This is a genomic window from Tistrella mobilis (genome assembly GCF_041468085.1).
Lineage (GTDB): Bacteria > Pseudomonadota > Alphaproteobacteria > Tistrellales > Tistrellaceae > Tistrella > Tistrella mobilis_A.
Genome location: NZ_CP121014.1, coordinates 12,186 through 29,136 on the forward strand (window position 1 = coordinate 12,186; position 16,951 = coordinate 29,136).

General features: G+C 71.8%; 1 protein-coding gene. It reads right to left on the minus strand.

From position 1 onward, the window contains the following. Nucleotides 1-9: 9 nt before the first annotated feature. A complete protein-coding gene (locus tag P7L68_RS00065) occupies nt 10-16,941 on the minus strand; it encodes a hypothetical protein (RefSeq protein WP_371998964.1) in 16,932 nt (5,643 codons plus the stop codon). Between the last annotated feature and the right edge of the window lie 10 nt (nt 16,942-16,951).

Below are 16,951 nucleotides of genomic sequence, written 5' to 3' on the forward strand. Positions count from 1 at the left end.
GCCCGACGCCTACCAGCGATAGCGCAGCGACAGGGTCCCGCCGACCGACTGGCGTTCTTCCGACAGCTCGGAGTCGACGCTCAGCTGCAGGTCGAAATCCTCGTCCAGGCGATACTGCACGCCCGCCCTGAGCACGGCGGCATCTTCCGGCACCTCGATATCGCTGCCCTGGAAGCTGACCCCGGGCAGTTCGGCCAGATGGCGGGTGATGTCGCGCTCGGGGCGGAATTCGTGCTTCCAGCCGGCGCGGAAGAAGGGCTCGATCCGGCTGCCATCCTCGAACGTCACCGGGCCGCCGATCTGGAAGCCAAGCGTCATCGGCATCGAGATGGTGTCCGAGGCGCCGTAGACCACCCCGCCGCCATTGCCGAAGCTGTCGCGGGCCTCGTCCAGATGCAGCCGGGTCGGCTCCACCGCCGCGAAGGGGGTGATCTTCAGCCCGGCGGTCAGCGGCAGGGCATAGCCGACTTCCAGCCGCGCCCCCAGCGTGGTGCCGTCGAAGCGGGTCACGGCCGCGCGGGGCATCCCCAGGACGCGCAGATCCCGGGTGTAGCGGGTGTCGCCGGTGGCGGCATAGCCGATGACCGAGGCATAGGCATCGCCGAAGCGGCGCAGACCATAGACGCTCACCCCATACTGCTTGCCGGTGCCGCTGGCCTGAAGCCCGTCCAGGTCGTAGCTGGTCTCGCCATAGGTGAAGGCACCGCCGACCAGGAAGCTGCCGTCATCGGCGCCGCCATCGATGCCGATGGTGGTGCCGAAATAATGCCCGTCGAAGCCGTCGCCGGTTTCATAGGCACCTTCCGGCGTCATCCAGGCCCGTCCGCCAGTCGTATTGCCGCCGCTGCCGAAGGCCGTCGCCGTCTGGTCGAGGGCCGCTTCGCGGCTGCCCGGTGCGGCGGCGGCAGCCCCCATCCGCCAGCTGTCCAGCCGGCCGGTCACCGTCTGCATGGCGCGTGCGCTCGCGGTCAGCATGCTCTGCGGCACGCTGGCCGCGCCCGTATCGCCGACGCTGCGATAGCCCTGGTCCAGGGTTGCGGTGTCGCTGATCGAGACCAGACCGGCGGTGATCGCCTTCGAATACTCCGAGGCCGCCTCGCTCTGGATCCGGCCCAGCAGCTCGCCGATCCGCCGGCCGAAGCCGCTGAGGCCCTCGGGGGTGAAATCGGCATCGGCCTGGATGCCCAACCGGCCGTCGGTATTGGTCAGGCTGTAGCTCAGGATCGCGCTGGTCGGTGCCGAGAGTTCCAGATCGCCCGCGGCCAGGCCGCCATCCGAGACCAGGACATCGGCGATCGCCAGCCGGCCCGGCTTTACCGAGCCGCTGTTGATCGTCGCAAGCGACAGCTTGCCGTCCATGCTGGCAGCGCCGGTGATGTGCAGCCCGTCGGCCTTGCCGGTCGCATGATCGACGCGCAGCTGCAGTTCGCCATCCGCAGACTGGGTGAAGCCGCCATTGATCGTGGTCGTGACCACGCCCGCGGTCGCCGATTGCAGCCGGCCGTGATTGATGAAGCTGCCGGTGCCGCCCAGGTCGATGCTGGCGCCCGAATTGATCGTGCCGCCGGCTTCGTTGGTCAGCAGATTGGCGCCGCCGTCGCCCAGCCGGATGCTGCCGGTCAGCGTGCCCTTGTTGGTGACGGTGGTGTCGCCGATGCGGCTGTCGATCACCAGCCCGTCGCCGCCGGCGAAGGTTTGCAGCGTGCCGGCATTGGTCACCTCGTTGATCGGGCCGTCGAGCAGCAGGGCATGGCCGTCGGCCGCGCCGGTGACCACCACGCCTTCGGCGATCTCCACCACCGGGTCGGTGGTGGAATGCGCTACCACCGCGCTGGCGCCGGCGCCGCTGACCGTGATCGGGGCATAGACATAGACCGAGACCGCATGGCTGCTGCCGCCGCCATTGCCCGACAGGAACAGGGTGGTGGTGCCGTTGGTGACGATGCCGCCACCGCCGGCGGCGGACTGGGCGACCACGCCATGGGCACCCGCCCCGGTGGTGGTGATCGGCGCGTTGACGCCCACCGTGACGCTGCCGGCGCTGGCCTTGCTCGACGCATTGGCCGCCGCCGAGACCGTGCCGCCGGTGGTGAGCACCGTGCCGCCGCCGGAGCCGACGCTCTGTGCCAGGATGCCGAAGGAGTTCACGCCGGTGGTGTAGATCTGGCCGTTGCTGGTGATGGTGATGTTGCTGCCGTCGGCGCCGCTCGCCTTGTTGCCGACGCGGACGGTGGCGCCGGTCGCCGCCAGCGCCAGACCGCCGCCGCCGCCGATCGACTGGGCGACGAGACCGGGAGAGGCGGCACCGGTGGTGGTGATGGCCGCGCCATTGGTCACCGTCAGGGTGTTCGACTTGCTGGCGACCGTCCCGCCCAGATTGACCGAGGTGGCGTTGATGGCCGAGAGGCCGCCGCCGCCCGAGATCACCTGGGCGACCAGGCCGGGCGCGAAGCTGCCGCCGGTCTGGATGCTGCCGCCGCTGAGGGTCATGGAAACCGCGGCATTGCCGCTGGTGCCGCCACCCGTGCCGCCCAGATAGACGCTGCCCGAGAAGACCGCACCGCTGGTGCCGGACACGGCCATCACGCCGCCGCCGCCGGTGATCGCCTGGGCGACCACGCCGGCCGCGTTGACGCCCTGGGTCAGCACCTTGGGCGCGCCGGTGATGGTGATGTCCTGGGCGGAACCCGCGCCGCCCTGCTGGCCGAGCCGGGCATTGATGCTCCCGCCCGAGGCCTGGGTGGCGATCGAGGCGAAACCGCCGCCGCCGCCCACCGACTGCACCAGCACGCCGAGCGAATTGGCGCCCGAGGTCTGGATGACCGCATTGCCCAGATAGCCCGCCACCGCATCGTTCTGGGACGGGCCGCCATTGCCCGAGCCGCGCACGGCGCCGAGCTGCAGGTTGACCGAGGCGGAAGACTGCGCGGCGGTGTTGGTCTGGGTGAAGAAGATGCCGTTGTCGCCCACAGACTGCGCGACCACGGCCGTCGCATTGGCCGCCGTGGTGGCGATGGTCTGGTTCTGGGTGGTGATGGAGACGGCGCCACCGTTCAGATTGCTGCCGCCGCCGCCCATATTGCCGACGCCATAATTGGTGACATTGGCATCGGTGAAGACCGAGGCGACCACGCCGCCGCCGCCGCCCACCGACTGGGCCAGGATGGCGGTGGAGCCGACGCCGTTGGTGATGACGCTGGTCGGCACGTTCAGCGTCACGGCGCTGCCATAGGCGATGGCCGAGCCGAAATTGGCCGAGAGCTGGCGGTATTCCGAGAACACCGCACCGCCGGCACCGCCGATCGATTGGGCGAGGATGCCATAGGACACGCTGCCGACGGTCTGCACCGTGCCGCCGGTGCCGGTGGTCAGCCAGACATTGCCGGCATTGGAGCCGCTGACGGCCGAGTTGAAATAGACCTGGCCGGCGCCATGGGCGAGACCGCCGCCGCCGCCGATCGACTGGGCGACGATGCCGGGAGATGCGCCGCCATAGGTGGTGATCAGCGCCGAACTCGTCGCCGAGACCGTGCCGCCATTGCCATTGAGCGGCCCGCCCAGGCGGACGGCATCGGTATGGATGCCCGCGATGCCGCCGCCGCCTGCGATCGACTGCACCACCAGGCCGGGGGCGAAGGCGCCGCTGGTGGTGACGCTGCCGGCCGCCAGATAGCCATAGGCGGTGTTGGCATTGGCGCCGTTGCCGCCGGTGGCGCCGAGCGTCACCATCCCCGAGAACCAGGAGCCCGACTGGGAGGACAGGCTGGCGACGCCGCCGCCGCCCGAGATCGACTGTACGATCACGCCGGCGGCATTGGTGCCGCGGGTGACGATGTTCGCGGTGCCGCTGACGCTGGTCGGCATGGCCGACCCGCCGCCGCCGCGCTGGCCGATGATGCCGCTATCGATCCAGCCGCCGGTCGACAGGGTGGCGATGGAGACGATACCGCCACCGCCGCCGATCGACTGGCCGACCACGCCATAGGCATTGGCGCCCGAGGTGTCGATGGTGGTGACACCGCCGGCACCCAGGGTGACGTTGGTCGAATAGGTGGTGTTCTGGCCGCCATCGCCCTTGCCGACCGAGGTGCCGAGATTGATCGCGGTGTGCACCGCCACCTGCGAGGCGGCATTGGCCTGGGTGAAATAGGTGCCGCCGGCGCCTATCGACTGGGCGATCACGCCTGCGCCATTGGCACCGGCGGTCGCGATGGTCTGGGTGCGGGTGGTGACGGCGACGGTGTTGCCGTTCAGCCCGCTGGCGTTGGCGGCGTTCAGGGTAACGCCATAGCTGGTGATGTTGGCATTGGAGAAGGCCGAGGCGATCACGCCGCCGCCACCGCCGATCGACTGGCCGACGATGCCGGCCGAGCCGGCGCCCGAGGTGACGACAGTCGCCGCCGTGTCGATGACGATGCTGCCGCCATAGGCGATGCCGGTGCCGAAGCCGGCCGTGGCCTGGTTCACCGGGCTGAACACCGCGCCGCCGGCACCGCCGATCGACTGGGCCAGAATGCCGAAGGCGGTGGCCCCTTGAGTCTGGACCGATCCGCTGCCGGTGGTGGTGACCTTCACCTGCGAGGCGTTGGAGCCGCTGGGCGCGTTCAGGATGACGGCATTGCCGCCATTGGCGAGGGCGAGACCGCCGCCGCCGCCGATCGACTGGGCGACGATGCCGGCCGAGGCATTGCCGATGGTGCCGATGGCGGCACCGCTGCTGACGGTGACCGTGTTGCCGTTGCCGGCAACATAGCCGCCCAGATAGACGCCGCTGCTGTGAACGCCCGAAATGCCGCCGCCACCGGCGATCGACTGCGCCACCAGGCCCGGGGCGAAGACGCCGCCGGTGGTGATGCTGCCGCCGGTGAGGTTCACATTGACCACCCCGCCATTGCCGCCGCCGCCGGCATAGGTGCCGAGCGTCACCGGCCCCGAATAGCCCGTGCTGCCCGACTGGCCGGCGACCACGGCGATGCCGCCGCCGCCGCTGATCGACTGCGCGACCACGCCCAGCGCATTGGTGCCGCGGGTGGTGATGTTCGCCGCCCCGGTGACGGTGGTGGCGAGGCCGACACCGCCGCCGCCACGGGCGCCGAGCCGGCTGCTGTCGATCGACCCGCCGGTCGACTGGGTGGCGATGGCATAGATGCCGCCGCCGGCCCCCACCGACTGTGCGACCACGCCGAAGGCATTGGCGCCCGAGGTGTCGATGGTGGTGGCGCCGCCGCTGCCCAGCGTCACCCTGACCGAATCGGTCTGGCTGACGCCGCCATTGCCGCTGCCGAGCCCGCTGCCCAGGTTGAAGGTGGCATGGATGCTGCCCTGGGCGGCGGTGTTGGTCTGGGCGTAATAGACGCCGCTGCCGCCCACCGACTGGGCGATCACCGCTGCGGCATTGGCGCCCGCGGTCGCAATCGTCTGGCCATGGGTGGTGACGACGACGTTGCTGCCGTAATCGCTGCCGCCGCTGCTGCCGTAGATATTGGCGACATAGCTGGTATAGGCGGCATCGGCGAAGCTGGAGGCGATGACGCCGCCGCCGCCGCCCACCGACTGGGCGAGAATGGCGGTGGAGCCCTGGCCGGTGGTCACCACATTCGCCCCGGCATCGACATAGACCCCGCCCGCATAGGCGGCCGAGGCGCCGAAGCTGGCGATGACGCCGTGATTGGGGGCGATGAAGGCGCCGCCGCCGCCGCCGATCGACTGGGCCAGGATGCCGAAGCCCAGATTGCCGGTGGTCTGCAGCCAGCCATTGCCGGTGGTGGTGACGCCCACCGTGCTGGCATCGCTGCCGCCGGTCGTGCTGATGAACTGGGCATTGTAGCTGGTGAGTGCCAGGCCGCCGCCGCCGCCGATCGACTGGGCGACGATGGCGCTGGCGCCGATGCCCGATGTCGCAACCGGTGCCAGCGCGGTGACGCTGGCGACGCCTGCGACGCCGGCCGTGCCGCCGCCCATCTGCACCGTGTCGGTATTCAGCGCCGAGATGCCGCCGCCGCCCGCGATCGACTGGGCGACGATGCCATGGGCGAAGACGCCGGTGGTGGTGATGCCGCCGCCGCCCGAGAGGTTGACGGTGGCATTGCCGGCATTGTTGCCGCTGCCGCCGCGGGCGCCGAGGATTGCCGTGCCGGTGAAGAACTCCAGCCCCGGCGTGGCCACGGCCAGAATGCCGCCGCCATTGCTGACCGACTGCGCGACGATGCCGAAGGCATTGTTGCCGCGGGTGACGATGCTGGCCGGCCCCGTGACGGTCGTCGCCATGCCCATGCCGTTGCCGCCGCGCTGGCCGAGCTGCACGCCCTTGGCGTTGCCATAGCTGGCGCGGGTGGAGATGGCGACGATGCCGCCGCCGCCGCCCACCGACTGGGCGACCGCGCCGAAGGCATTGGCGCCCGAGGTGTCGATGGTGGTGGTGCCGCCTGCACCCAGCGTCACCTTGATCGCATCGGCGACATTGGCGCCGCCATTGCCGCCCGCACTGACCGTGCCCAGATAGCCGCTGACGTTGATCGTACCCTGGCTGACGGTGTTGGCCTGGGTGAAGTATACGCCCCCGGCGCCCACCGACTGGCCGACCACGGCCGCGGCGTTCACGCCCGAGGTCGCGATGGTCTGGTTGCGGGTGGTGACGGCGACGGTGCCGGCGTTCAGATTGCCGTTCCCGGCGCTGTTCAGCCCCGTCCCGTAATTGACGAAGCCGTCATTCGCGGTGGTGGAGGCGATCACGCCGCCGCCGCCGCCGATCGACTGGCCCAGGATGGCGACCGAGCCCGCCCCGGAGGTGACGACCTTCGCGCCCGCATCGATGCCGATATTGCCGGCATAGCCGATGCCGGTGCCGAGATTGGTGCTGAGGAGAGACGTCGGCCCGAAGATCGCGCCGCCGGCGCCGCCGATCGACTGCGCCAGAATGCCGAAGGAGGTGGCGCCCTGGGTTTGAACCGCGCCGCCGCCGGAGGTAGTGACGGTCACCTGGCTGGCATTCGACCCGCTGGGGGCATTGGCGAAGGTGACGGCGCCGGTGCCGATGGCAAGCCCACCGCCGCCGCCGATCGACTGGGCGACGATGCCGGCCGCCGCCGTGCCATAGGTGGTGACGGCGGCCGAGCTTGCGACGCTGACCGTGCCGCCATTGCCGCCGAGCACGCCGCCCAGCGTGACATCATTGGTGAGCACGCCGGAAATGCCGCCGCCGCCGGCGATGGACTGGGCCACCAGGCCGTGGGCATAGGCGCCGCCGGTGGCGATGCTGCCGCCCGACAGGTTGACATTCACCGCACGGGTATCGCTGCCGCTGCCGCCGGTGGCGCCCAGCCGGATATTGCCGGTGAAGGCGGCTCCCGACTGGCCGGACACCACGAAAATGCCGCCGCCGGTGCTGATCGACTGGGCGACCGCGCCCAGCGCATTGGTGCCGCGGGTGACGATGTTCGCGGTGCCGGTCAGCGTGGTGGCGAGGCCCGTGCCGCTGCCGCCACGCTGGCCCAGAATGGCGCCCTTGACGGTGCCGCCGGTCGCCTGGGTGGCGATCGCGACGATGCCGCCACCGCCGCCCACCGACTGTGCGACCGCGCCGAAGGCATTGGCGCCCGAGGTATCGATGGTGGTGAGACCACCGGCGCCGAGCGTGACCTTGATGGCGTCGGCGACATCGGCACCGCCATTGCCGCCGGCACTGACGGTGCCGAGATAGGCGGTGACGTTGACCGCGCCCTGGCCGGCGCTGTTCGCCTGGGTGAAGAACACACCGCTGGCGCCCACAGCCTGGCCCACCACGGCTGCGGCATTGGCGCCCGAGGTGGCGATGGTCTGATTGCGGGTGGTGACGGCGACGGTGCCGGCGTTCAGATTGCCGTTCCCGGCGCTGTTCAGCCCCGTCCCGTAATTGACGAAGCCGTCATTCGCGGTGGTGGAGGCGATCACGCCGCCACCGCCGCCGATCGACTGGCCCAGGATGGCGACCGAGCCTGTGCCCGAGGTGACGACGTTCGCGCCCGCATCGACGGCGATATTGCCGCCATAGCCGATGCCGGTGCCGAGATTGGTGCTGAGGAGAGACGTCGGCCCGAAGATCGCGCCGCCGGCGCCGCCGATCGACTGCGCCAGAATGCCGAAAGAGGTGGCGCCCTGGGTTTGAACCGCGCCGCCGCCGGAGGTGGTGACGGTCACCTGGCTGGCATTCGACCCGCTGGGGGCATTGGCGAAGGTGACGGCGCCGGTGCCGATGGCAAGCCCACCGCCGCCGCCGATCGACTGGGCGACGATGCCGGCCGCCGCCGTGCCATAGGTGGTGATCGCCGACGAGCTGGTAACGCCGACGGCGCCGCCATTGCCGGCCACCACGCCGCCGAATTTCACGTCATTGGTCAGCAGGCCCGAAATGCCGCCGCCGCCGGCAATGGACTGCGCCACCAGGCCATGGGCATAGGCGCCGCCGGTGGCGATGCTGCCATTGGTCAGGTTCACGGTGACCGTCCGGCCGTTGCTGCCGCCGCCGGCGGTGGCACCAAGCGTGACATTGCCGGTGAAGGCCGCACCCGACTGGCCCGAAACCGCCAGAATACCGCCACCATTGCTGATCGACTGCGCAACCGCGCCCAGGGCATTGGTGCCGCGGGTGACGATGTTGGCGGTCCCCGTCAGCGTGGTGGCCATGCCGCTGCCGCTACCGCCGCGCTGGCCCATAATGGCGGTGCCGACGGTGCCGCCGGTCGCCTGGTTGGAGATCGCGATGATGCCGCCGCCGCCGCCCACCGACTGGGCGACCGCGCCGAAGGCATTGGCGCCCGAGGTATCGATGGTGGTGACACCGCCTGTGCCGAGCGCGATCCTGATCGCATCGGCCTGGTCCACGCCGCCATTGCCGCTGCCGTAGGCGGTGCCCAGATAGGCCGTGACGCTGACCGCGCCCTGGCTGGCGGTATTGGCCTGGCTGAAGAAGGTTCCGCCCGCGCCGATCGACTGGCCGACCACGGCGGCGGCATTGGCGCCGGCGGTGGCGATGGTCTGATTGCGGGTGGTGATGGACATGGTGCCGGCATTCAGCCCGCTGGCATTGGCGCCGTTCAGCCCGACCGCATAAGAGGTGAAACCGGCATCCGCCGCGGTGGAGGCGACCACGCCGCCGCCGCCTGCGATCGACTGGCCGAGCACGGCGACCGAGGCCATACCCGTCGTGATGACATTGGCGCCGACATCGATGCCGACATTGCCGGCATAGGCGATCGAGGCGCCGAAATTGGCGCCGAGCAGCCGGTTCGGCCCGAAGACCGCGCCGCCGCCACCACCGATCGACTGCGCCAGGATGCCGAAAGAGGTCGCCCCTTGAGTCTGGACCGCGCCGGCCCCGGTGGTGGTGACCAGGACCTGGCGGGCATTCGATCCGCTGGGCGCGCTGGCGAAGTTGACCTGGCCGTCGCTGGTCGCGACGCCGCCGCCGCCGCCGATCGACTGGGCGATGATGCCCGAGGCCGAGGTGACATAGGTGGTGATGGCCGAAGAGCTGGAGACGGTGACCGTGTTGCCGGAGCCGGCGACCGCGCCGCCGAGCATGAGGCTGGTGGTGCGGATGCCGGAAATGCCGCCACCGCCCGCGATCGACTGGGCGACGAGACCATGGGCATTGAAGCCGTTGGTGACGATCCGCCCGCCGGTCAGGTTGACGTTCACCGCGCCGGCGTCACCCGCGCCGCCACCGGTGGCGCCGAGCCGCGTGCTGCCCGAGAAGATGGCCCCGGGGCCGGCCGCAGCGAGGGCGACACCGCCGCCGCCGGCGACGGACTGGACCACGGCACCGATCGCATTGTCGGCATGGGTGATGATGCTGGCCGTTCCCGACAGCGTGACCGCGCGGCCATTGCCGCCGCCGCCCGACTGGCCGAGCTGCGCCGTGGCCGTGGTGCTGCCAGCCGAGGTGGTCGCGAAACCGGCGATGCCGCCGCCGCTGCCGATCGACTGGACGGCGACACCCATCGAATTGCGGCCCCAGGTTTCGATCGAGGTGGTGCCGCCGGTATCGCCCAGGGTCAGCATCACCGCATCGGCCGCACTGGTGCCACCGCTGCCGCCGCCACGGCTGGCGCCGAGGGTGAAGGTGGGCGAAACCGCGCCCGAAATCTTGCCGGCGCTGAAGGTTGCGATGCCGCCGCCACCGCCGATCGACTGCACCACCAGCGCGCTGGCATTGTCGCCGCCGGTCTGGATCAGCGCCGAGGTGCCGCCGCCCGTGCTGACCAGGATCTTGCCGCCATCGCCTGCATTGCTCGACGACGAACCGAGCGTCAGGTTGGCCGAAGCCGAGGCGCGGGTGGCGCTGGTGATGTCGATGATGTCGGAAATGCCGCCGCCGCCGCCGATCGACTGGGCGATGACCGCGCCGCTGCCGATGCCCGAGGCGGTGATGTCGCGGGTGATGTAAACGCTGACGGTTCCGCCCGACCCGGAAATGCCGCCGCCGCCGCCGAGGGTGACCGGTGCCGAAATCTTGCCGCCCGACGCGCTGGACTGGGCCGAGCCGCCGAGGCCGCCACCGCCGCCCACCGACTGGGCGACGATCGCATGCGCGGCGCCGGCCGCCGTGGTGATCACGCCGCGGCTGGTGACCGTGACGCCCTGGCCGTTCTGGCCGCCGCCGCCCGATCCGCCGAGGGCCATGGCGAGCGAGGCTTCACCACCCTGGGCGGAGGTTGAGGATGCGCCGCCGGCATCGCCGCCGCCGCCGCCCACCGACTGGGCGAAGATGCCGTGCGAGAGGAAGCCGTAGGTGGCGAGCGTGCCGTCGTTCACGACATAGACGGCGCCGCCGGCACCGCCATTGCCGCCGGATCCGCCGAGCGCGAAGCTGGTCGCATAGGCGCCGCTGTTGGCATTGGTGGTGGCCGAGGCGCCGGTACCGCCGCCGCCGCCCACCGACTGGGCATAGATCGCGGTGGCATGCGCGCCCGCGGTCTGGATGGTCGTGGCGCTGTTCACCGAAACCGTGCCGCCGGACCCGCCGCCGCCGCCCGATCCGCCGAGGCCGGCCGACATCGCCACACCTTTGGAGGTGGAGGCAGAGGTGCCGGTGGAGCCGCTGGAGACACTGGCGCCGGCTTCGCTGTCATCCGCCTGGCCGGCGGTGGCCGAGGTGGTGACCGCGCCGCCATTGCCGCCGCCGCCGCCCACCGACTGGACATAGATGCCGTAGGAGAGATCGCCCCAGGTGGTGATGGAGGTGGGGTGCGCCTGATCGCCGTTGCAGATGTTGTTCGAAATGCTGCCGCAGACATTCACGCTGCCGCCGGCGCCGCCCCCGGCGCCCGAGCCGCCGAGGCCGAGTGCCACCGAGGCCGAGCCGCCCGAGCCGGTGGTGGAGCTGGACGAGCCGCCATTGCCGCCGCCGCCGCCCACCGACTGGGCATAGACCGCCGCCGCATTGGCGCCATAGGTGACGAGCGTGCCGCCGCCCAGGCCGACATTCACCGCACCGCCCGCACCGGCGCCGCCGCCGGTGCCGCCCATCGAAAGCGCGACGCTGGCCTTGCCGGCATCGGCGTTGGAACTGGCCGAGCCGCCATTGCCGCCGCCGCCACCCACCGACTGGGCGAAGATCGCCTGCGAATTCAGCCCGCCCTTGCCGTCGGAGGTGCCGGTGGTGATGCTGGCCGAGTTGGTGACCACGATGCTGCCGCCGGCCGCGCCGCCGCCGCCCGAGCCGCCGATCGCGAGGCCGGCGGCATAGCCGCCATCGGCGCCCGCCTGGCTGCCCTGAGAGGTGGAGCCGGTTTTGCCGGCCGAGGCCGAATTGTGGCTGCTGTTCGACTGGCCGGAACCCGAGGTCGGCACGGTGCCGGTGGAGGCGCTGGTCGACCCGTCCTCGTCGTCTTCATCCGAGGCCGGCGCCGCGGTGGCCGCCGTGGTCGCCCCACCGCCATTGCCGCCGCCGCCGCCCACCGACTGGGCGAAGATGCCGGCCGAATTGATGCCGGTGGTCCTGAGCGTGCCGAAATTCAGCACGGTGACCAGATTGGCCGCCCCGCCGCCGCCGCCCGATCCGCCGAGCCCGAAGGAGAGCGCGCCCGAGCCGCCGCTTTCGACCGTGCTGGAGGCCGCACCGCCATTGCCGCCGCCGCCGCCGACCGACTGGGCGAAGATCGCCGCCGATTGCAGGCCGCTGGTGGTGATGCTGCCGGTGTTCACCACCGTCGCGGTCGATCCGGTGCCGCCGCCGCCGCCGGTGCCGCCCAGGCTGATGGAGCCGGCATAATTGCCGCCGGCCGCATTGGTGGTGGCCGAGCCGCCATTGCCGCCGCCGCCGCCCACCGACTGGGCGGTGATGCCGTTGGACAGCATGCCCGAGGTGGTGATGGTGGCAACGCTGCTGACCAGCACGGCGCCGCCATTGCCGGCCTTGCCGCCGGCGCCGCCGATGGCGAGCGAAGCGCCGACGCCGTTATCGGCTTCCTCGTCGGTCGAAGCGGCCGGGCCGCTCTGCGAGAACTGGGCCGCGGTCGCGACCGCCGCCCCGGTATTGGTCTGCTGGGCGAAGCCGGTGCCGGTATAGGCGGCGACACCGCCATCCAGCGCGCCGCCCTGCTGGCCGGTGGCCGAAGCGGTGGCCGTGCCGCCATCGCCGCCGCCGCCGCCGACCGACTGGGCGAAGATCGCCGTCGACCCGGCGCCGGTGGTGGCGAGCGTGCCGCCGGCGACCACCGTCACCGCATCGGCATTGCCGCCGCCGCCGCCGAAGCCGCCCACCGCCAGCGAGGCGGCGTATTTGTTGCTGGAAGCACTGCTTTCCGAATAGCCGCCGCGGCCGCCGCCGCCGCCCACCGACTGGGCGTAGATCGCGCTTGCGTGGTTGCCATAGGTCAGAATGCTGCCGCCGGTGGCGGTGACGCCGCCCCAGGGATTGCTGCAGCTGCCCGAGCTGACATTGCCGCAGACGGTGACCTTGCCGCCGGTGCCGCCCGTGCCGCCGCCGCCGCCGACCGCGACCGAGATGGCGCCCGTGCCCGAAATCGCATTGGCATAGGCCGAACCGCCATTGCCGCCGCTGCCGCCCACCGACTGCGCCAGGATGGCGACCGACCGGTCGCCCGCGCCCGGATTGCCCGGCGCGACACCGGCCATGCCGGTCTGGATGCTGCCCGTCAGCGTGACCGCGACCGTGCCGGCATTGCCGCCGGCCGCACCCGACCCGCCGATCGCGACCGAAGCCGAGCCGCTTTTCGACTGCTCGCCGCCGCCCGAGGCCGAGGCCGCGAAGGCCGAGGCATTGCCGCCATTGCCGCCGCCGCCGCCGATCGACTGGGCGATGATGCCATAGGCGTCGAACCCGCTGGTGACCAGGTTGTTGGCGACCGTCACCGAGACCGCGCCGCCATTCTGGCCGGATCCGCCGCTGCCGCCGGTGGCGCCGGCCGCACCGACCGAGATCTTCGAGGCCGGGTTGCCGGTCGACACCGAGCCGGAATAGGCGGCACCACCGCTGCCGCCGGTGCCGCCGATCGACTGGGCGATGATCGCCGCGGCAAGATCGCCTGCGGTCGAGATGCCGGTATAGGTGTTGACGGTGACCGTGCCGCCGGTGCCGCCGCTGCCGCCATAGCCGCCGACCGCGACCGCCGGGGCCGCGATGGTCGATCCGGCAGCCCCGGCGCTGAAGCCGCCGAGACCGCCGCTGCCGCCGATCGACTGTGCCACGATGCCGTGCGACAGAAGCCCGGTGGTGGTGATGGTGTCGTAGGTGGCAATGGTCACGCCGCCCGCGGCACCGCCGCCGCCGCCGCTGCCACCCAGGCTGACGCCGGCCGACCCCAGCCCGCCCAGGCTGCCGGCGATGTCCCAGCCGCCATTGCCGCCGGCACCGCCGATCGACTGGGCCAGAATGCCGGCCGACTGATGGCCGGTGGTCGAGACGCGCCCGCCGCCCTGGATGGTGACGGTCACCTGGCTGGCGCGGCCGCCCTTGCCGCCGCCGCCGCCGATCGCGGCCGAGACCGCGCCGCTTTCGCCGAACGAGCCCGCGATCGCGAAACCGCCCGAGCCGCCATTGCCGCCCATCGACTGGGCCACCACGCCCGGCGAGAGCGCGCCGGTGACGGTGAGGGCCGAGTAATTGTCGACGGTGACCGTGCCGCCGGTGCCGCCATTGCCGCCACCGCCGCCCACCGCCATGCTGGCGGTGCCGTTCGAGCTGAGGCCGGCGGCACCCGAAAAGCCGCCCGAGCCGCCGCCACCGCCGATCGACTGCGCCAAAAGGGCAGGGGCATTGCCGGTGGTGGCGGCAGAGACCGTGACGGCGGCCTGGTTGATCAGGCTCACCGCACCGCCGGCACCGCCCGAGGCGCCGCTGCCGCCGGCACCGATATTCGCCGAGACCGAGCCGCTGATCGAGCCCGCCACCGCATAGCCGCCCGAGCCGCCGCCGCCGCCGATCGACTGCGCGGCGATCGCCGCCGCGCCGCCGCCATAGGTGTTGATCAGCCCGGTGTTCACCACCTGGACGGTGCCGCCATTGTTGCCGCTGCCGCCGGCGCCGCCGATCGCGGCCGAGGCGCCGCTGGAATAGCTGAGCGCGCCCGAGGTGGTGTAGCCGCCATTGCCGCCGCCACCGCCGATCGACTGCGCCAGAATGGCGCTGGCGCCATAGCCATAGGTGGTGATCGCCGCGGTCTGGCTGCTGTTCGCGGCATAATTATGGGCGGTGACCGCGCCTGCGGCACCGCCGGCGCCGCCCGATCCGCCGACGCCCAGCGACACCGCCAGCTGCGGGCTGGCCGAGAGACCCAGCGCCGAGCCGCCGGAGCCGCCGCCGCCGCCGATCGACTGGGCCAGAATGCCGTGCGAGCTGTCGCCCGAGGTGGTGATGACGCTGCCGGTGTTCTCGACGATCACCGTGCTGCCGGCACCTGCGGCGCCGCCCGATCCGCCGACGCCGAAACTCAGGGCGCTGTTCGCGACGGCCAGGCTGGCATCGACCGTCGAGCCGCCGCCGCCGCCGCCGCCGCCGATCGACTGGCCGACCAGGGCCGAGGCGCCGACGCCGGTGGTGGTCAGCGTGATGCCGTTGGGGCTGACATAGACCTGGCCGCCATTGCCGCCATTGCCACCCTTGCCGCCGTAAGAGAGTGCGAAGCTGCCCTGGAAGCCGGCCGCCAGCGACACCGCATAGCCGCCCGAACCGCCGCCGCCGCCGATCGACTGGCCGACGATGGCCGACGAGCCGTCGCCGACGGTCGAGATGGTCTTGCCCGTGGTCAACCCGGAAAGCCGGCCCTGGCCGCTGCAGGCGCCGGCGGCCGAGGAATCGCCGCTGAAGCTGTTGCAGTTGATTGCAACCGATCCGGCCGAGCCGCCGCTGCCGCCCGAGCCGCCATGGGAGAGCGAGGCGCTCTGCCCGGAACTGGCCGACAGCGCCACGGCACCGCCGCCGACACCGCCGCCGCCGCCCACCGACTGGGCGAGGATGCCGGCCGAGTTCACCTCTACCGTCGTGATCGAGCCGGTGCTGAGCACGGCGACCGAGCCGGCATTGCCGCCGCCGCCGCCCGATCCGCCGACCGCGAAGGCGAGGCCCGCGCCCGAGCCGGACAGGCCCATGCCGCCGACACCACCGCCGCCGCCCACCGACTGCGCCAGCACGCCCACCGCACCGCCGGCCGAGCCGGTATTGACCGGGGTGGTGGAGAGCGAGGGAATGCAGCCATTGCCGGTGCAGATATCGGCGGTGTTGTTCACCGCCACCGATCCGCCCGATCCGCCATCGCCGCCCGAGCCGCCGACCGCGACCGAGGCACTGCTGCCCGAGGCGGAGAAGGCCATGCCGCCGCTGCCGCCGGCGCCGCCCACCGACTGGGCGAAGATGCCGACCGAGGACGGGCCATAGGCGGTGATGGTGCTGGAATTGTTGACCGTGACCAGGCTGCCCGAGCCGGCCCTGCCGCCATCGGCACCCAGCGCGACCAGCCCGGCCGCGACACCGGCATTGCCGCCGCCGCCGCCGACCGACTGGGCATAGATCGCGGTCGCACCCGCCGCGGCCGAGGGGTTCGCGGCGCTGCCGACCGTCAGCACGCCGATATTGTTGATCGTGACCAGCCCGGCATTGCCGCCATAGCCGCCGCCGCCGCTATAGCCGCCGAAGGTGCCGTTGCTGCTGCCGCCATCGCCGCCGAAACCGCCGATCGACTGGGCGGCAAGCGGGGTGCCGGCCGCGGTGGTGATCGCAGCATTGTTGGTGATGGTGACATTGCCGCCGGCACCGCCGGGCACGCCGTCGCCGCCATCGCCCCAGAGGCCGCCATTGTTGTTGCCGCCGTCGCCGCCCTGGCCGCCGGCGCTCTGCGCCACGATGCCCAGCGAGGACGAACCGCCCTGGATGTTGAGCGCCATGTTGTTGGTGACGGTGACCGTGCCGCCGGCTCCGCCCGACCCGCCATCGCCACCATGGGCGCCGGGATCGTTGGTGTTGCCGCCGGTGCCGCCGGTGCCGCCCTGGCTGTAGGCGACGATCGTGGTGTTGGCGATGGGATAGACGTCGCTGCTGGCGCCGTTCAGCGTGACGGTGACGGCACCGCCGGTGCCGCCGGTGCCGCCGCCGCGGCCATTGCCGCAGACGCCGGTCTTGTCGGAACCGCCCGTACCGCCGGTGCCGCCGGTGCTGCCGGCGACCACCAGCGTGCCGCCATAGGCGGTGGTGGTGGAGATGCCGGGCGTGACGGTCGCGGTCACCGCCGTGCCGGTCGGGCCCTGGCCGCCGCTTTCGGGCTTGTCGCAGCTGAAGCCGTTGAAGCTGGCGTTGGATCCCTTGGATCCGGTACCGGGCGAGGGCTGCTGATTGACGTAGTAATAGGCGGGGCCGGTCGAGACCTCGGCGTTTTCGGCCTGTGCCGGCCCGGCCGTGATCAGATCTCCGGAGAAGCCGAGACCCAGCACGACCCCGATGGCCGTCATGGTCCCACGA